The 16,273-nt window shown below is 59.2% G+C and carries 20 protein-coding genes; 3 read left to right on the top strand and 17 right to left on the bottom strand.

The annotated features are described in order from the left end of the window. Positions 1-32 precede the first annotated feature (32 nt). The gene (gene pth / locus TG4357_RS17355) at positions 33-716 is read left to right on the top strand and encodes an aminoacyl-tRNA hydrolase (protein WP_058264156.1); all 684 of its coding nucleotides are present in this window, start codon (positions 33-35) and stop codon (positions 714-716) included. Between the two features lie 102 nt (positions 717-818). Continuing rightward, positions 819-1,196 carry a DUF2237 family protein gene (locus tag TG4357_RS17350; protein WP_058264155.1) on the top strand — a complete coding sequence of 126 codons (378 nt, stop codon included), beginning with the start codon at positions 819-821 and terminating at the stop codon, positions 1,194-1,196. Here the strand turns inward: TG4357_RS17350 and TG4357_RS17345 are convergent. The 11 genes from TG4357_RS17345 to TG4357_RS17295 all read right to left on the bottom strand — a co-directional run bounded on the left by TG4357_RS17345 (position 1,178) and on the right by TG4357_RS17295 (position 10,748). Continuing rightward, positions 1,178-1,711, bottom strand: a complete 534-nt coding sequence (locus TG4357_RS17345) for a helix-turn-helix transcriptional regulator (protein WP_058264154.1) — start codon at positions 1,709-1,711, stop codon at positions 1,178-1,180. The genes TG4357_RS17350 and TG4357_RS17345 overlap by 19 nt on opposite strands. Positions 1,712-1,723: 12 nt before the next feature. Next, positions 1,724-2,206 carry a hypothetical protein gene (locus TG4357_RS17340; protein WP_074646842.1) on the bottom strand — a complete coding sequence of 161 codons (483 nt, stop codon included), beginning with the start codon at positions 2,204-2,206 and terminating at the stop codon, positions 1,724-1,726. 87 nt (positions 2,207-2,293) lie between these two features. Further along, positions 2,294-2,833: a hypothetical protein gene (locus TG4357_RS17335; RefSeq protein ID WP_058264153.1), complete on the bottom strand. Its 540-nt coding sequence runs from the start codon at positions 2,831-2,833 to the stop codon at positions 2,294-2,296. Between the two features lie 351 nt (positions 2,834-3,184). Continuing rightward, positions 3,185-3,838 carry a DsbA family oxidoreductase gene (locus TG4357_RS17330; RefSeq protein ID WP_058264152.1) on the bottom strand — a complete coding sequence of 218 codons (654 nt, stop codon included), beginning with the start codon at positions 3,836-3,838 and terminating at the stop codon, positions 3,185-3,187. An 18-nt stretch (positions 3,839-3,856) separates the two neighbouring features. Next, a complete protein-coding gene (gene trpB, locus TG4357_RS17325; protein WP_058264151.1) occupies positions 3,857-5,098 on the bottom strand; it encodes a tryptophan synthase subunit beta in 1,242 nt (413 codons plus the stop codon). A gap of 246 nt (positions 5,099-5,344) precedes the next feature. Continuing rightward, positions 5,345-5,989 (bottom strand): phosphoribosylanthranilate isomerase, encoded by a 645-nt coding sequence (locus tag TG4357_RS17320; protein WP_058264150.1) that lies wholly within the window; start codon positions 5,987-5,989, stop codon positions 5,345-5,347. Between the two features lie 4 nt (positions 5,990-5,993). After that, the gene (locus tag TG4357_RS17315; protein ID WP_058264149.1) at positions 5,994-6,350 is read right to left on the bottom strand and encodes a lipopolysaccharide assembly protein LapA domain-containing protein; all 357 of its coding nucleotides are present in this window, start codon (positions 6,348-6,350) and stop codon (positions 5,994-5,996) included. Positions 6,351-6,357: 7 nt separating this feature from the next. Beyond that, positions 6,358-6,639 (bottom strand): integration host factor subunit beta, encoded by a 282-nt coding sequence (gene ihfB, locus TG4357_RS17310; protein ID WP_058264148.1) that lies wholly within the window; start codon positions 6,637-6,639, stop codon positions 6,358-6,360. Positions 6,640-7,035: 396 nt separating this feature from the next. After that, positions 7,036-8,715, bottom strand: a complete 1,680-nt coding sequence (gene rpsA, locus TG4357_RS17305; RefSeq protein WP_175473927.1) for a 30S ribosomal protein S1 — start codon at positions 8,713-8,715, stop codon at positions 7,036-7,038. Between the two features lie 289 nt (positions 8,716-9,004). Beyond that, a complete protein-coding gene (locus TG4357_RS17300) occupies positions 9,005-10,006 on the bottom strand; it encodes an aldo/keto reductase (RefSeq protein ID WP_058264199.1) in 1,002 nt (333 codons plus the stop codon). 112 nt (positions 10,007-10,118) lie between these two features. Beyond that, positions 10,119-10,748, bottom strand: coding sequence for a nitroreductase family protein (locus TG4357_RS17295; protein ID WP_058264147.1), 630 nt, complete (start codon positions 10,746-10,748; stop codon positions 10,119-10,121). 97 nt (positions 10,749-10,845) lie between these two features. On the opposite strand from TG4357_RS17295, the gene TG4357_RS17290 reads away from it, so the two are divergent. Further along, positions 10,846-11,244 carry a winged helix-turn-helix transcriptional regulator gene (locus TG4357_RS17290; RefSeq protein ID WP_058264146.1) on the top strand — a complete coding sequence of 133 codons (399 nt, stop codon included), beginning with the start codon at positions 10,846-10,848 and terminating at the stop codon, positions 11,242-11,244. A gap of 63 nt (positions 11,245-11,307) precedes the next feature. Here the strand turns inward: TG4357_RS17290 and cmk are convergent, their stop codons facing one another. The 6 genes from cmk to metK form a co-directional block, all read right to left on the bottom strand. Next, positions 11,308-11,922 carry a (d)CMP kinase gene (cmk, locus tag TG4357_RS17285; protein ID WP_058264145.1) on the bottom strand — a complete coding sequence of 205 codons (615 nt, stop codon included), beginning with the start codon at positions 11,920-11,922 and terminating at the stop codon, positions 11,308-11,310. Further along, positions 11,922-12,317: a GFA family protein gene (locus TG4357_RS17280; RefSeq protein ID WP_058264144.1), complete on the bottom strand. Its 396-nt coding sequence runs from the start codon at positions 12,315-12,317 to the stop codon at positions 11,922-11,924. Before TG4357_RS17280 ends, cmk begins: the two co-directional genes overlap by 1 nt. Then, entirely contained in the window at positions 12,314-12,826 is a 513-nt protein-coding gene (locus tag TG4357_RS17275) for a hypothetical protein (protein ID WP_058264143.1), read from the bottom strand. The genes TG4357_RS17280 and TG4357_RS17275 overlap by 4 nt, the downstream gene beginning before the upstream one ends. A 1-nt stretch (position 12,827) precedes the next feature. Beyond that, positions 12,828-14,183: a 3-phosphoshikimate 1-carboxyvinyltransferase gene (gene aroA / locus TG4357_RS17270; RefSeq protein ID WP_058264142.1), complete on the bottom strand. Its 1,356-nt coding sequence runs from the start codon at positions 14,181-14,183 to the stop codon at positions 12,828-12,830. Between the two features lie 99 nt (positions 14,184-14,282). Continuing rightward, positions 14,283-14,996, bottom strand: a complete 714-nt coding sequence (gene trmB / locus TG4357_RS17265) for a tRNA (guanosine(46)-N7)-methyltransferase TrmB (protein ID WP_058264141.1) — start codon at positions 14,994-14,996, stop codon at positions 14,283-14,285. Positions 14,997-15,090: 94 nt separating this feature from the next. Further along, complete coding sequence (gene metK, locus TG4357_RS17260) at positions 15,091-16,272, bottom strand: methionine adenosyltransferase (protein ID WP_058264140.1); 1,182 nt, start codon at positions 16,270-16,272, stop codon at positions 15,091-15,093. Between the last annotated feature and the right edge of the window lies 1 nt (position 16,273).

Raw genomic sequence — 16,273 nt, 5'->3', positions numbered from 1 at the left:
GTTGCAAACCAGATTGAAGGACCCCCCCCACAATGCAACTCTGGATTGGCCTGGGAAATCCGGGGGCGAAATACGCCGGCAACCGCCACAATATCGGCTTCATGGCGCTGGACCGGATCGCCGAGGATCATGGCTTTGCGCCTTGGCGGGCGAAATTTCAGGGCCAGTTGAGCGAAGGCAAGCTGGGCCGCGAAAAGGTGATCTTGCTGAAGCCCGAAACCTTCATGAACCTGTCCGGCCAATCGGTCGGCGAAGCGATGCGGTTCTATAAACTGAGCCCCGCCGACGTGATGGTGTTCCATGACGAGCTGGACCTAGCGCCGGGCAAATGCCGGGTCAAGCAGGGCGGCGGCCATGCTGGCCATAACGGGCTGCGGTCGATCCATCAACATATCGGGGCCGACTATGGCCGGGTGCGGTTGGGCATTGGTCATCCCGGCCATAAGGACCGGGTGGCGGGTTACGTGCTGTCTGATTTCGCCAAGGCCGATCAGGACTGGCTTGACGATCTGCTGCGCGGGATCAGCGACGGGGCAGCGAAACTTGCGTCGGGTGACAGCGGAAAATTTCTCAATGCGGTGGCGCTACGGGTGGCCCCGCCGCGCAGTTCCGGCGGCAACAACAAGACCAAACCGGACGCCCCCGCCACGCCTGAACCGGCAAAGCAGGCAGACAATCGCAGCCCGATGGAAAAGCTGATGGATAAGTTCAAGTGAGCCTGGCCGCGCATTTCCGGGCGCGGGCCAATCCGCCGCATTTGCCACTATCTCAAATGGCGTCGCCCGCCTAGACTGCGGTCAGAAAACAGGAGCGCGCACATGGTCATCCCGTCCCCGTCCGTCAATGTCATCGGCACCGCACTGGAACCTTGTTCCAACGACCCGCTTACCGGCTATTTCCGCGACGGCCACTGCAATACCTGCGCCGAAGACAGTGGAAGCCACACGGTTTGCGTGATCATGACTGCCGAATTTCTGGCGTTTTCGAAATATGTCGGCAACGATCTGACCACGCCAATGCCGCAATACCGTTTTCCCGGTCTGAAACCGGGGGATAAATGGTGTCTGTGCGCTGCGCGGTTCTTACAGGCGCATGACGAAGGCTGTGCGCCCTTGGTGCGGCTGGAAGCCACCCATCAGGCCGCGCTGGACATGGTCCCGCTGGATATTCTTGAGGTCTATCGCGTTCCAGATTGACGCTGTTGCAACGGTTCGACATCGACACCGGGCAAGGCATCGGCCATCAGGTCTTCGATGAACAGGCTTAAAAGCTGCGGTCGGCTTGTCACCTGCGCCTTGCGGTAGATCGCGTTGGTCTGGGCTTTCACGGTGCCTTCCGAGGTGTTGCGCAATCCGGCAATTTCGCCCGTGTTCATTCCCTTAATCGAAAACATCGCCACATCGCGTTCGGCGGGCGTCAATGCCCAAAGGTCGAACTTTTCCTCAAGCAGTTCCATGAAAGCCCCCGAAGCCACCCGCAACTGGCCCCGCACCTGGCGGGCTTCTTTCATGCTGTGAAGAATCGCTCCAGCCCCAAGGATCAACCCCAACAGCAGGCCCAGCGCAGCCACGATTTCCAGCAATTCGCGGGTCTGCCAGGATATGGGACTGCTGCGCAGGCCCAAAACGGTCAACAGGATGTCGGATACGAAAAAGATGGCACAGACCGCCTGAATGACGAATATGAGCGTGATGAAAGAGAAGCTTCGCATTGGTCAGTCCCCTCAGTCACTATCGCCGGAGTCACCATCGCCATCGCCGGAATCGCCGTCGCCGGAATCGCCTTCCCCATCGCCGCCGGAATCATCCCCCCCGTCATCACCAGAGTCGTCATCACCGGAATCGTCGCCGGAGTCATCATCACCAGAGTCGTCACCCGAAGCGTCTGCCCCCCCACCGGATCCACCGCCAGACCTTGCCCCGGCTTCCGGATGCGCCAACAGCGCTGCTCCGGTGGCAGCATCGCTGCGCCAGAAATCACGCAGGATTTCGCCGGTTCGGGGATTGATGATGATCTCGCGCCGTTCGCTTCCCCTCTCGGCGAGGATTCGCGTTCTGCCAAGCCATGTGCGGCTGACAGCGATCTGTTCATAACCTTGCTGTTTCAATTGGGATACGATGCTGTCGCGGATCTGATCCGCCGCCGCGGGCAATGCGGCCAGCGTCAGAACGGCCATCAGGAAAAGCAGGCGGATTTTTTTTAACATGCGATAAACCTAGGCAGGAATTTGGCCGCCCCGTCAAGCAGGGCAGCCGAGTGTTATGCAATTATTGGCATATGGGAACGCGACCGATCAGTCATCCCCGCCGTGGTCACCTTCGCCATCCCCACCATGGTCGCCTTCGCCATTGCCACCGTGGTCGCCTTCACCATCCCCGCTGTGGTCACCTTCGCCATTGCCACCGTGGTCGCCTTCACCGTTACCGCCGTGGTCGCCTTCACCGTTACCGCCGTGGTCGCCTTCACCGTTGCCACCGTGGTCGCTTTCGCCGTTGCCGCCGTGGTCGCCTTCACCGTTGCCACCGTGGTCGCTTTCGCCGTTGCCGCCGTGGTCGCTTTCGCCGCGCCCACCGCGGTCGTCATTGCCACCATCATGGCCGCCCCAGGCATTGGCTGGATCGCGGGGATCATAATCGGGGTCGTTCATGCGGTTCGATGCTTCCTGATAAGACGCCCCTTCAAAGCTGTCTGGCTTGGCCCAATTGTTCTGCCCGATCTCAAGACGAGCGACATAATTCGCGACAACGCGGTTCATCGCGGTTTCCAATTGGCTTGCTGCTGCCGGGTTGCTGAACATAAGAACCGATGCGGCCAGTGGGATAAGGACTTTCATGGGTTTTTCTCCTGGTTTGGGTGTCGCTTGTTTGCGTTTGTTATTTGACTTGTGGCCGAAACCGCGGCGAGGAACCGTGCTGCGGTCGGTGTGAAGACAAGAAACAACGGATGCAGTGCAACAGGCCATTCCACCCAGGTTCATGTGGCGGCCATAAACCATGGTTTATAGTTTTATGCTTTGGTTACATATTGTTAGTAAGATTATTTTTCATCTAAACCGGGCAATTCCGCGGCGGACGGATGCCGATTAAACCTGAGTTTACAAGCCCGCGTCACCGACTGCGGATTTTTACGCCGATTCTGGAATTGATTTGGCGGTGAGTCTGCCCACGGGAATCGCAACGGGGTGTTAAACCTGTTCGGTATCGGCCCCGGATAGCTGCCGCAGGATGTTCGCGTAATTCGCCACACCTTGCGCACCAACGACCAGATGTTTCTTATCGAACACCATCGCGGGCACGCCGGTGATACCGCGCGTGGTCCAGAATTGCTGCTTTGCGCGGACTTCGGCGGTGTAATCGTCGCCTTGCAGGATTTCCAATGCCCGATCCCGGTCCAGCCCGACGCCTGCCGCGACGTCGGCCATCGCATCGGCATCGTTCATGGTTTTGTTATCGGAAAAATACGCCTCGAGCAGCGCCAGCTTCAATGCGCTGCCAAGCTGCGCCTGTTCGGCCCAATGGATCATCCGGTGCAGCGGGAAGGTGTTGTAGATGCGCTTGTCATCGCTGAAGGTGATCGGTGCGCCCAATTCGACACCCAACGCGGTCAACCGATCCCGTGCGTCGGCGCTTTGTTGCTGCGTCGCGCCATATTTGCGCTTCATGTGATCGCGGATGTTTTCCCCGTCGGGGACCATGTCGGGATTAAGTTCGAACGGATGCCAATGGATATCCGCGCCGATCCCGGTCTGCTGTTGCGCCAGCCGCAGTTGATGATAGCCGACAAAGCACCAAGGGCACATGACGTCGGAAACAATATCAACGCGAATTGGGTTAGCCATACCGGTTTTTCCTAAAGTTCAGCGGCCCACTTCGCCAACGATATCGATGCCCAGATGGCGCGCCACGGTGAAAATATCCTTGTCGCCGCGACCGCACATATTCATCACCATGATATGATCGCTGGGCAGGTCCGGTGCGATCTTTGTCACATGGGCCAGAGCATGGCAGGGTTCCAGCGCCGGGATGATGCCTTCGGTCGAACAGCTCAGCTTGAACGCCTCCAAAGCTTCGGTATCGGTGACCGAAACATATTCGGCCCGTCCGGTATCGTGCAGCCAGCTGTGTTCCGGCCCGATTCCGGGATAATCAAGACCGGCAGAGATCGAATAGCCTTCGAGGATCTGGCCATCGTCATCTTGCAACAGATAGGTGCGATTGCCATGCAACACGCCGGGTCGACCGCCGGTCAACGACGCGCAATGTTCCATTTTTTCGTTCACGCCCTTGCCGCCGGCTTCGACCCCGATGATGCGGACAGATTTGTCATCGAGGAACGGATAAAACAGCCCCATTGCGTTCGACCCACCACCGATGGCGGCAATCAAGGAATCAGGCAGGCGACCTTCGCCTTCTTGTTCTTCCAACTGCCAGCGGACTTCCTTGCCGATGATCGACTGGAAATCGCGCACCATTGCCGGATAGGGATGCGGGCCAGCCACCGTGCCGATGCAATAGAATGTGTCGTGCACATTGGTGACCCAGTCGCGCAGCGCATCGTTCATCGCGTCCTTCAACGTGCCACGCCCCGACGTCACCGAAATCACTTCTGCGCCCAGAAGCTGCATCCGGAACACATTGGGCTTTTGCCGTTCAACATCATGCGCGCCCATATAGACGACGCATTTCAGGCCGAATTTTGCGCAAACGGTCGCGGTGGCGACGCCATGCTGACCGGCGCCGGTTTCGGCAATGATCCGGGTCTTGCCCATCCGGCGGGCCAGCAGTATCTGCCCCAGAACATTGTTGATCTTATGCGCGCCGGTATGGTTCAGTTCGTCGCGTTTGAGATAGATTTTTGCACCACCCAGATGCTTGGTCAGCCCTTCGGCGTAATACAGCGGCGAAGGACGGCCCACGTAGTTTTTCCACAGGTCATCCATTTCGGCCCAGAAATCCGCGTCGGTCTTGGCTTTTTCGTATTCTTCTTCCAACGACAGGATCAGCGGCATCAGTGTTTCAGACACGAAACGCCCGCCGAAATCACCAAAACGACCCTTTTCGTCGGGGCCGGTCATGAAGCTGTTGAAAAGATCGGTCATCGGGTGCGCCCTATATTTACATCGGCATCTTCATACTGGCTTCACTGCGTGAAGGAAATGCCCGAGGGGAAATTTAACCCGTCCTTACCCGGTCTCAATCCCGCACGGAAAAAATCGCTACGAAAGCAATCAGGATCTGGATGCGAAGACGTTCCCTTGGGCCGAACGCGCCGGCCCGGTGAGGTATTGCGGCAGGTGACAATAACGCATTGCATATCCGGTCAACCGTTGGTCAAGCCGCTTTGGTTACAACTTTGCTGCGGCCACGAAGGCTTCGATCAGGTTTAGGTCTTTGACCCCCGGCGCGCTTTCCACGCCCGAACTGACATCGACCTGCCGCGCCCCGGTCAGATTGATCGCCCTCAACACGTTGTCCGGGGTCAGCCCCCCGGCCAACATCCACGGGCAAGGCCAGTATTTCCGCACCACCAGTTGCCAATCGAAGGGCAACCCCCGCCCGCCGGGCAGATCGGCCCCTTTCGGGGCCTTGGCGTCGATCAGAAGCTGATCGGCCACCCCGGCATAGAGATCAATCGCAGCGACGTCTTGCTTGGTCGCGATACCCACCGCCTTCATCACCGGCAGGCCATAGCGCGCCTTGATTTCGGCCACCCGTTCGGGGCTTTCAGAACCGTGTAATTGCCACATATCGATGGCGACTTTGTCATTGATCGCATCCAGAAACGCATCGTCGGCATTCACCACCAAAGCCACCTTGGCCAGCCCGACCGGCGCGGCCCAAGCCAGTTCGCGCGCCTGTTCGACACTGACGTTGCGCGGCGATTTCGGGAAAAATACGAATCCTGCATAGGCCGCGCCGGCGCGGGCTACAACCTCGACCTCTTCGGGTTGGCGCAACCCGCAGATTTTCACTCTGACATCGGATGGCATGGGCTCAGGACGCTTCGTCCAGCAGAGCAAGGACTTCGTCCTTGTTTTCTGCACTGTCAGCGCGGCGTTTTTCCCGCTTCAACTGCCGTTCCAGATCATGCACTTCGCGCGATTTGCGCGAAGCTTCGGCGCGATGTTTGTATTCGCGCATCCATTCCCAAACAAAGCCGATCAGCAGCCCGGCAATGATCCCGCCGAAGATCACCACGAAAAGCGGCAATTCGATCCGGTAGGACAGACCGGTCAGGTCGGCCAGAGTTTCGGGCAGCAAAGCCAGCGAAACATCGCCACGATTGGCCAAGGCAATAGACACCAAAGCAATGCCCAGACAGGCGAGAAAGGCATAACGAATATAGCGCATAGGCGGTTTACTTTCCGTTCAGTCGATCGCGCAGCAGCTTACCGGTCTTGAAGAAAGGCACATGCTTTTCCTCAACCTCGACCGATTCACCGGTGCGTGGGTTTCGCCCGGTTCTAGCATCCCGTTGCTTGACTGAAAACGCGCCGAAACCACGCAGTTCGACCCGATCACCGCGCGCCATTGCGCCGGTGATTTCGTCGAAGATGGTATTGACGATTTTTTCGACATCGCGCTGGAAGAGATGCGGATTTTCATCAGCGATTTTTTGGATCAATTCCGATCGGATCATCGAGTATCTCTCCCCCGTCATAGGATTTGGATCTTATTGGCGCGTTGCGACTGACTATAGGAAGAAAGGCTGCGGGCGCAAACACGCAGTTGGCCGAAAACAATTGAATCTGTGGGATTTTCACCCCAAGGCACCAGATTCAGGCTCGTTTTCGCCCAGATTCCGGGAATTTCAGTTAACAATTCCGCGATGTGGACAATTTACCGGGCGGCCGGGCCGCTACTGCTGCACTGCAGAGAAGCCATTGATTCGCCTACAAATTCGCAACTCGGACTTGGCAAAGAACCAGATCCGGCCATCCCGAATGGCCCCGGATCACAATCTTTGGATGCAAAAAGGCCCCGCAACCTTGCAGTTGCGGGGCCCAATTTCCACGAACGTCCGATCCCGAAAGGATCAGTCGTCGTCGCCTTTCAGAGCGGCACCCAGGATATCGCCCAGCGATGCACCCGAATCCGAGGAACCGTACTGTTGTACAGCCTCTTTTTCTTCGGCAATCTCGCGTGCCTTGATCGACAGACCCAGACGGCGCGATTTCATGTCGACATTGGTGACGCGGACGTCGACCTTGTCACCGACCGAAAAACGCTCGGGGCGCTGTTCGGAACGATCACGCGACAGATCCGAACGGCGGATGAAGGATTTCATGCCTTCGAATTCGACTTCGATGCCGCCTTCTTCGATCGCAGTGACCGCAACGGTGATGATCGAACCACGCTTCACGCCGCCAGCCGCTTCGGCGAACTTGTCGCCGCCCAGCGCCTTGATCGACAGCGAAATACGCTCTTTCTCGACGTCGACTTCCGAAACCACGGCCTGAACGATGTCGCCCTTGCGGTAGTTCTGGATCGCCTCTTCGCCGCGTTCGTCCCAAGACAGATCGCTGAGGTGAACCATGCCATCGATTTCGCCCGGCAGGCCGATGAACAGACCGAATTCGGTGATGTTCTTGACTTCGCCTTCGACTTCGGTGCCTTCGGGATGGGTTTCTGCAAACACTTCCCACGGGTTGCGTTGGGTTTGTTTCAGACCCAGCGACACGCGACGCTTGGCCTGGTCGATTTCCAGAACCATGACGTCGACTTCCTGGCTGGTCGAAACGATCTTGCCGGGATGCACGTTCTTCTTGGTCCAGGACATTTCCGAAACGTGAACCAGACCTTCAACACCGGGCTCCAACTCAACAAACGCACCGTAATCGGTGATGTTGGTGACGCGACCCTTGTGGACCGAATTCAGCGGATACTTGGCAGCAACCAGATCCCACGGATCTTCCTGCAGCTGCTTCATGCCCAGCGAAATGCGGTGGGTGTCTTTGTTGATCTTGATGACCTGAACCTTGACGGTTTCGCCGATCGTCAGGATTTCCGACGGGTGGTTGACGCGACGCCATGCCATATCGGTAACGTGCAACAGGCCGTCAACACCGCCCAGATCAACGAACGCACCGTATTCGGTGATGTTCTTGACCACACCATCGACGGTCTGACCTTCGGTCAGGTTGCCAATGACTTCGGCACGCTGTTCGGCGCGGCTTTCTTCCAGGATAGCGCGGCGCGACACAACGATGTTGCCACGGCGACGGTCCATTTTCAGGATCTGGAACGGCTGCTTGAGGCCCATCAGCGGGCCAGCGTCGCGCACGGGGCGCACATCAACCTGTGAACCGGGCAAGAACGCAACAGCGCCGCCCAGATCGACGGTGAAGCCACCTTTGACGCGGCCAAAGATCGCGCCTTCGACGCGTTCTTCGTCGGCGTATGCTTTTTCCAGACGATCCCAAGCTTCTTCACGACGCGCCATTTCGCGCGAAATGACGGCTTCGCCACGGGCGTTTTCAGCCGAGCGCAAGAAGACTTCAACCTCGTCGCCAACGGCGATTTCGGGGGCTTCACCGGGATTTGCGAATTCTTTCAGATCAACGCGGCCTTCCATTTTGTAGCCGACGTCGATGATGGCTTGGCCCGCTTCAATTGCGATGACCTTGCCTTTGACAACCGAACCTTCGTCCGGGGTGTCCATTTCGAAGCTTTCGTTAAGGAGGGCTTCGAATTCCTCCATAGTGGTATCAGCCATGTGGCGTTTCAATCCTTTACATATCGATGTTACTGGCCTGGCGGTTGTCTCCACCGGTCTTGGTTTGGTCTGTCGGGCATTCACAAAACAAAGAGGGCCGGTGAACCGACCCTGCTCGATCTCTTTATTTTATGGCTTTACGCCTTATCGACGTGGGCGCATATACAGCGATGCGGCCTTGAAAGCAAGGCCTAACAGCCAGTGTTTTCTGCCCAACACCGACCCGGCACAGCCAACGCGGCCTTGGAAAGGCCAAGCTGTCACATCGGGCAGAAAGAAAGCCCCACCTTCAGCAATATCGTTCCGGCCCAACCCACTGCCCGGCATTGTAGCGGTCGCCATGTGCCCAGCCCACCGGCAGCACATCCTCGATCCGGGCCATATCGCTGTCGCTCAGCACCGCGTTCGCGCCTTGAACAAGTTCGGCAAAATGCGCGGTCGACCGGGTGCCGGGAATCGGCAGAACATGATCGCCCTTGTGCAGTGTCCAGGCAATCGCCAGCGACGCCGCCGGCATTCCCATGTCCGCTGCCAGCGCGCGGAATGGTTTGGTTGCGGCAATGTTGTAATCATAATTCGGCTGCTGGAACCGCGGATTGCTTTTCAAAAAGCCAAGATCGGATACCCGCGAGACCGGGATCGGGTCATCGGTTAGGAACGACCGACCCACCGGCGAAAACGCCACGAAGGCAGTGCCCAGGTCTGCGCAGGCCTGCAACAACCCCAGTTCGGGTGCCCGCGTGGCCAGCGAATATTCCGATTGTACCGCCGCAATCGGATGCACCGCAGCGGCGCGGCGCAGGGTACTTGGGGCGATTTCGGACAGGCCGATGGCTTTGGTCTTACCCTTCTTGACCAGCGCCGCCAGCGCTTCGGCCACGTCTTCGATCGGGCGGCTGGCATCATAGCGGTGCATGTAGAACAGATCGACGCAATCGATCCCCATCCGTTCCAGGCTCTTGTCCAGTTCGGCTTCGAAATGATCGAGCGAATTGTCGAATTTGCGGTTGCCGTCGGCATCCTTGGAAATCCCCGCCTTGGTGGCGATGACGAAATGATCCCGCGCCGCCTGACCGCGCGATTTCAAATACGCCCCGATAGCGGTTTCCGACCGGCCCATACCATAGACATTGGAAGTATCGATATGAGTGACCCCGGCGTCCATCGCCGCGTCCAGGATGGCATAGGAATTTTCATCCGTCGTCGGGCCGTAGAATTCGGCAAAGCTCATCGCGCCGATCCCAAGCGCGGAAACGTCGGCACCCTGTGTTCCAAGTCGTCTCGTTTGCATATCCTGTCCTTCTGGAAACCGCAGCATTTCGGGGCGCACAAAACAGGTTCCGGGCGCAGGTTGCAAGACCTCAGGCCGGGACGGCAGGGACCAATCGGCCCCTGCCCAATGATCAGGCGACCTCGGTCACGAAATGGTCGCGCGGGCGGCGCACCTTCTTGAGATTGACCAGCCAATCGCTGTCTTCTTGACGATACCCCAGCGGCACCACCAGCACCGACCGCAATCCGCGCGCCCGCAGGCCAAGGATTTCGTCGACCGCTGCCGGGTCGAACCCTTCCATCGGGGTCGCATCCACTTCTTCGAACGCGGCGGCCGTCAGCGCGATACCAAGCGCGATATAGGCCTGACGGGCTGAATGTTCGAAATTCACCTGTTCGTCACGCGGCAGATAAAGCGCCTTGAGCCGGGTGTAATAGGCATCCAGCATTTCGTTCGCGCCGCGTTCTTCGGCCATCTGGGCGACGACAGCGTCGATCCGTTCTTCGCTGTAATTGTCCCAGGCCGCAAAAACCAGAACATGCGACCCTTCGATCAGCTGCTGCTGGCCCATCGCCGCTTCGCTCAGCTTGGCGCGGGTTTCGGGGTTCTTGACCACAATCACCTCGAACGGCTGCAACCCGCTGGATGTCGGTGCCAGGCTGATCGCCTCGAGGATGGCATCGATTTTTTCATCCGGCACGGTTTTCGACGGGTCCATCTTCTTGGTCGCATAGCGCCAGTTCAGCTTTTCTTTCAACATGACTTCGGTCCTTCATTTGCTCTTCAACGCATAAGGCGGTATAGATTCGAAACCGGATACATAATCTATACCCGCCCAGTCGCAAGAAGGCACATCAATGACCCTCGGTTACATGGAAGATACCGCCGCCCACCCCGCCCAGGACGCGGCGCAATGCCAGCGCATAAAGGACGTGCTGGCGCGCGTCGGCGACCGGTGGAGCGTGATGATCGTGATCACGCTGGACGGTGGCACCATGCGGTTCAACGAACTCAAACGTCATCTTGGCATCACTCAAAGGATGCTCAGCCTGACCTTGAAGGAACTCGAACGCGATGGGTTGATCAGCAGGACCTATCACCCGACGATCCCCCCCAAGGTGGAATACGCCCTGACACCGCTGGGAAAGTCCTTCAGCGAACCGGTGCGGTCCATTGGCCGCTGGGCAATCGACAATCTGACGAATATCGATGTCTGCCGACAGCGTTATGATGCGGCAGCCGATACGCCGGACTGACCCGTTCACGCAGCGAACAGGGATCACATCCGGCAGATCGGGCGGCAGATCGGGATCGGGGGCTTACCCAGCCGCGTGTTTGCTGTCGATCGCGCGGATCGCGGCGGCCACCGCGTCGTCGATCGACAGGTTTGAAGTGTCGATCAGCACCGCATCTTCGGCCGGTTTCATCGGCGCGGTGGCGCGTTCGCTGTCGCGCGCGTCGCGTTCCTTCACTTCGGCCAGCACCTCGTCAAAGCTCAAATCCGACCCCTTGCCCTGCAATTCCTGAAACCGCCGCTCGGCCCGCACTTCGGCGCTGGCGGTCACATAGAGCTTGGCTTCGGCCTCGGGGCAAATCACGGTGCCGATATCGCGCCCGTCCAGAACCGCACCGCCCTGACGGCGGGCAAAAGCACGCTGAAAATCGACCAGCGCTTCGCGCACTTCGGGGATCGCGGCGACCTTGCTGGCGGCCTGCGCGACTTCATGCGTGCGCAGATTGGAAGCTTCCAGCGCGTCTTGTGACAACGTCCGCGCCGCTTCGATCGGTTCGACCCCGTCCAGCATCCGCGCCCCGACCGCGCGATACAACAACCCGGTATCGAGATGGGCAAAACCATATTTATTGGCCACGGCTTTGGAAATCGTCCCTTTGCCCGCCGCGGCTGGCCCGTCGATTGCTATGGTAAACGTCATCACTCGATCTCCTCGCTGGACCAGCCTTCGCGGTAATGCGGCACCGTGTCGGTCAGGTCGTGGTAATCGCCTTTGTAAGCGCAGAAAATATGATTTTCCAGCCGCGTTCCCGTCGGCCCGTCCACCGTTCCCAATGACACCCAGGTCAAGCCGTCGCCTTCTTCCCAGAACAGGTATGACCCGCATTCGGGGCAAAACCCACGCCGTGTTCCGGGCGAGGATACCAACCAGCGCGGTTCGCCGCTCAGAACCAGACTGTTTTGCGGCACCGGGGCGGCAACAGAATAGCTGCCGGTGATCTTGCGGCATTGACTGCAATGACAGGCCGTGGCCGGACCGAATTCAGCTTCGGTTTCATAGTGAACGCGCCCACACAGGCAACTGCCGCGTTTCATCCCCGCCGCTTCCAGCGCGCAATCAGGGCCAAACCGCCACCGATCAGCAGGGCCATATAACACAGGCTGTCAGCGCCGGATTTCACCAGTGTCCAGAAACTGGCGCTCTGCACCATTTCCACGCTGACCGCCTCGACCGCAGAGTGCAGGATCGTCGCGACATGCGCATTTTCGCTATAATCGGCCACCATCCCCAGCACAGCTGCCGCGATCAAACCCCAACGCAGCCACCCCGCATACAGGATCGCGAAACCGATGCCGAAACTCGCCGCCAACAAGGCGGGATACGCCAGATCCAGCCGGTGTTGTACCGTCAGATAAAACGCGCGACCGTCATCGCCCAAGGCGGCCAAATAATCGACCACTTCGGCATGGGAATAGCCCGTCGGGCGCATATCAAGGATCATCTGACCATCGGTAAGCGCGGCCAGATGCGGCACGGTCCAAAGCGCCATCGCCAGATAAACGGCCATAGACGTCGCGAACACGACCCAGAACAGGCGGGTCATATCAGATTCCTCCGTCGCGGTGGATATCGGCCCCCAAAGCGGCCATCAATCCTTCGAAGATCGGGAAGGACGTGGCGATCGGGCCGCCATCATCGACACCGACCGGTTTTTCGCTGGCCATGCCCAGCACCAGGAAGCTCATTGCGATACGGTGATCCAGATGGCTTTCGCAAGTCGCACCACCCGCCACTTTGCCGTGGCCGCGCCCCTTGACGACCCACCAATCAGGACCGTCTTCGACTTCGATCCCATTGGCGCGCAGACCCGCCGCCATCGCCGCGATCCGGTCGCTTTCCTTCACCCGTAATTCCTTGACCCCGCGCATCACCGTGTCGCCCGCCGCAAAGGCCGCAACCACCGACAGCACCGGATATTCGTCGATCATGCTGGCGGCGCGTTCGGGCGGCACTTCGATGCCGTGCAAATCAGGGGAAAACTTGGCGCGCAGATCGGCCACCGGTTCGCCGCCTTCTTCGCGCATATTTTCGAAACTCAGGTCGGCGCCCATGTCCTGCAGCGTATAGAACAGCCCCGCGCGGGTGGGGTTTAGCCCGATATTGGGCACCAAGACATCCGATCCCGGCACGATCAGCGCAGCACAGACCGGAAAGGCCGCGCTGGACGGGTCGCGCGGGACGACGATGGTTTGCGGCTGCAATTCGGGCTGCCCGGTCAGGGTAATGACCCGGCCCTCATCGGTCACCTCGGTGGTGATTTCGGCGCCAAAGCCCGCCAGCATTCTTTCGGTATGGTCGCGGGTGGCTTCCTTTTCGATCACCACGGTCTGTCCCGGCGCGTTCAACCCGGCCAGCAACACCGCCGATTTAACCTGTGCCGACGGCACCGGCACCTCATAGCGCACCGGCACCGGATCGACCGCGCCGACGATGGTCATCGGCAACCGCCCGCCTGACCGGCCCACCGCGCGCGCCCCGAACAATGCCAACGGATCAGTCACCCGCGCCATCGGTCGCTTGTTCAGGCTGGCATCGCCGCTAAAGGTGGCCACGATTGGCGACGTCGCCATCGAACCCATGATCAGACGCACGCCGGTCCCCGAGTTGCCGCAATCGATCACGCCCCCCGGTTCGGCGAAACCGCCGACGCCAACGCCGTGGACATGCCAGACCCCGGCGTCATCGCGGCTGATCTCGGCCCCGAAGGCACGCATCGCCTTGGCCGTGTCCAGCACGTCCTCGCCTTCCAGCAATCCGGTGATCACCGTTTCGCCCACCGCCAATGCGCCAAGAATCAGCGACCGGTGGCTGATCGACTTGTCGCCGGGCACATGCGCTTCACCGCTCAACGGTCCGCATTTGCGCGATGTCATCGGGATCGGGGTGCCGTGGCCTGACATGGGAGCTCTCCTCACTGACTGCCCGCCTGATAGCGGAAACCCAAAGTCCCGTCCATCTGCCCTTTCATCGTTCTGTAAATACTCAAAACGACGCGACGCTTAGCGCCTGCGGAAGGTCATGTAATGCGGCACCCGGCCTTCGCGCAGCGCCTTTTGTTCGTAGCGGGTGGAAATCCAGTCCTGCCACGGCTTGCGCCAATCGTCCGGCCCTTCGGCCAGCCATTCGAACCCGGCCTTTGGCACTTCTTCCATGGTCTGGCGCACGTAATCGGGAATATCCGTCGCCACCCGGAAAATCGATCCCGGCTTCAACACCCGGTGCAACGGGGTCAGGTATTCCGGCGTCACGAAACGGCGGCGGTGATGGCGTTTTTTCGGCCAGGGATCGGGATAGAGCAGGAACGCCCGATCAATCGACTGATCCGGCAGCACGTCGAACAGGTCGCGCACATCGCCGGGATGCACCGCCACATTCTGCGTGCCAAGGCGTCGGATCTTGCCCAACAGCATCGCGACCCCGTTGATGAACGGTTCGCAGCCGATGATTTCGACCTCGGGATAGCTTTCGCCCATATGGACCAGATGTTCACCGCCGCCAAAACCGATTTCCAGCCAGACCGGTTTGCCGTGAAACCGCTGTGCCATTTCGATCGGCGCACGGTCGGGGTTGTCTTCCCAGCCGATCGCGCCGGGCGACAGCGCCGCGAGGTCTTCGACAAGATAATCCTTCTGCGCCTGATTCAACGTCTTGCCGTGAATCCGGCCATAGAAATTGCGCCAAGGCGCACGGGGATGTTTGTTCGACGAAGTCATGGCGGGGTCTCTACTGCGTCAAGCCGCCCCGTTCAATGGTCAAGATAACCGGCGCAGATGTCAAAGCCCGCCCAAACGGGCGGGCTTTGTCCGATTACAGCGCGGCTTTCAGTGTTTCGACCAGATCGGTCTTTTCCCAGCTGAAACCACCATCGGCACTCGGTTCGCGGCCAAAATGGCCATAGGCGGCGGTGCGCGAATAGATCGGTCGGTTCAGCGACAAATGGGTGCGGATGCCGCGCGGGGTCAGGTCCATCACTTTGGGGATTGCCTGCTCGATCGCCGCGGATTCGATATCGCCAGTACCGTGCAGGTCGGCATAGATCGACAGCGGATGCGACACACCGATGGCATAGCTTAGCTGGATGGTGCAGCGGTCGGCCAATCCGGCCGCCACGACGTTCTTGGCCAGATACCGCGCCGCATAGGCGGCCGAACGGTCCACCTTGGTCGGGTCCTTGCCGGAAAACGCACCGCCACCATGCGGGGCCGCGCCGCCATACGTGTCGACGATGATCTTGCGACCGGTCAGACCGGCATCGCCATCGGGGCCGCCAATGACGAACTTGCCGGTCGGGTTCACCCACCACTGGGTGGCGTCGGAAATCCAGCCCTCGGGCAGCACTTCGCGGATATAGGGTTCTACGATTTCGCGGATATGGTCGCTGGTCTGCTCTTCGTCCGCATGCTGGGTCGACAGCACGATCGAATTCACCCCGACCGGTTTGCCATTTTCATAGCGGACCGAAATCTGTGACTTGGCATCCGGGCGCAGGGCCGGTTCCTGACCCGATTTACGCACTTCGGCCAGACGGCGCAGGATCGCATGGGCATAATGGATCGGTGCGGGCATCAACGCCGAGGTTTCGTTGGTGGCGTAACCGAACATGATGCCCTGATCTCCGGCACCTTCATCCTTGTTGCCACTGGCATCGACACCTTGTGCGATATGGGCCGATTGTTCGTGCAGCAGGTTGGTGATTTCCACCGTATTCCAGTGAAACTTATCCTGCTCGTATCCGATATCCTTGATGCAATCGCGGGCGATCCCATCGATCTTGCCCATGTATTCTGTCAGCTTGGACTGATCCGACAGACCTACCTCGCCGCCAATGACAACCCGGTTGGTGGTTGCGAAAGTTTCGCATGCGACCCGCGCTTCGGGTTCTTCGGCCAGCAAGGCGTCCAGAATTGCATCGGAAATGCGGTCGCACACCTTGTCCGGGTGTCCTTCCGAAACGGATTCGGAAGTGAAAATATAGTTCTGTCGTGACATG

Origin of the sequence: Thalassovita gelatinovora (assembly GCF_001458355.1) — a bacterium.
GTDB lineage: Bacteria > Pseudomonadota > Alphaproteobacteria > Rhodobacterales > Rhodobacteraceae > Thalassobius > Thalassobius gelatinovorus.
This window is presented reverse-complemented; position numbering and strand designations above follow the sequence as displayed.

Coding starts and splice junctions, on each gene's coding strand:
- pth (WP_058264156.1), top strand. CDS start 33: ATGCAACTCTGGATTGGCCTGGGAAATCCGGGGGCGAAATACGCCGGC.
- TG4357_RS17350 (WP_058264155.1), top strand. CDS start 819: ATGGTCATCCCGTCCCCGTCCGTCAATGTCATCGGCACCGCACTGGAA.
- TG4357_RS17345 (WP_058264154.1), bottom strand. CDS start 1,711: ATGCGAAGCTTCTCTTTCATCACGCTCATATTCGTCATTCAGGCGGTC.
- TG4357_RS17340 (WP_074646842.1), bottom strand. CDS start 2,206: ATGTTAAAAAAAATCCGCCTGCTTTTCCTGATGGCCGTTCTGACGCTG.
- TG4357_RS17335 (WP_058264153.1), bottom strand. CDS start 2,833: ATGAAAGTCCTTATCCCACTGGCCGCATCGGTTCTTATGTTCAGCAAC.
- TG4357_RS17330 (WP_058264152.1), bottom strand. CDS start 3,838: ATGGCTAACCCAATTCGCGTTGATATTGTTTCCGACGTCATGTGCCCT.
- trpB (WP_058264151.1), bottom strand. CDS start 5,098: ATGACCGATCTTTTCAACAGCTTCATGACCGGCCCCGACGAAAAGGGT.
- TG4357_RS17320 (WP_058264150.1), bottom strand. CDS start 5,989: ATGCCATCCGATGTCAGAGTGAAAATCTGCGGGTTGCGCCAACCCGAA.
- TG4357_RS17315 (WP_058264149.1), bottom strand. CDS start 6,350: ATGCGCTATATTCGTTATGCCTTTCTCGCCTGTCTGGGCATTGCTTTG.
- ihfB (WP_058264148.1), bottom strand. CDS start 6,639: ATGATCCGATCGGAATTGATCCAAAAAATCGCTGATGAAAATCCGCAT.
- rpsA (WP_175473927.1), bottom strand. CDS start 8,715: ATGGCTGATACCACTATGGAGGAATTCGAAGCCCTCCTTAACGAAAGC.
- TG4357_RS17300 (WP_058264199.1), bottom strand. CDS start 10,006: ATGCAAACGAGACGACTTGGAACACAGGGTGCCGACGTTTCCGCGCTT.
- TG4357_RS17295 (WP_058264147.1), bottom strand. CDS start 10,748: ATGTTGAAAGAAAAGCTGAACTGGCGCTATGCGACCAAGAAGATGGAC.
- TG4357_RS17290 (WP_058264146.1), top strand. CDS start 10,846: ATGACCCTCGGTTACATGGAAGATACCGCCGCCCACCCCGCCCAGGAC.
- cmk (WP_058264145.1), bottom strand. CDS start 11,922: ATGACGTTTACCATAGCAATCGACGGGCCAGCCGCGGCGGGCAAAGGG.
- TG4357_RS17280 (WP_058264144.1), bottom strand. CDS start 12,317: ATGAAACGCGGCAGTTGCCTGTGTGGGCGCGTTCACTATGAAACCGAA.
- TG4357_RS17275 (WP_058264143.1), bottom strand. CDS start 12,826: ATGACCCGCCTGTTCTGGGTCGTGTTCGCGACGTCTATGGCCGTTTAT.
- aroA (WP_058264142.1), bottom strand. CDS start 14,183: ATGTCAGGCCACGGCACCCCGATCCCGATGACATCGCGCAAATGCGGA.
- trmB (WP_058264141.1), bottom strand. CDS start 14,996: ATGACTTCGTCGAACAAACATCCCCGTGCGCCTTGGCGCAATTTCTAT.
- metK (WP_058264140.1), bottom strand. CDS start 16,272: ATGTCACGACAGAACTATATTTTCACTTCCGAATCCGTTTCGGAAGGA.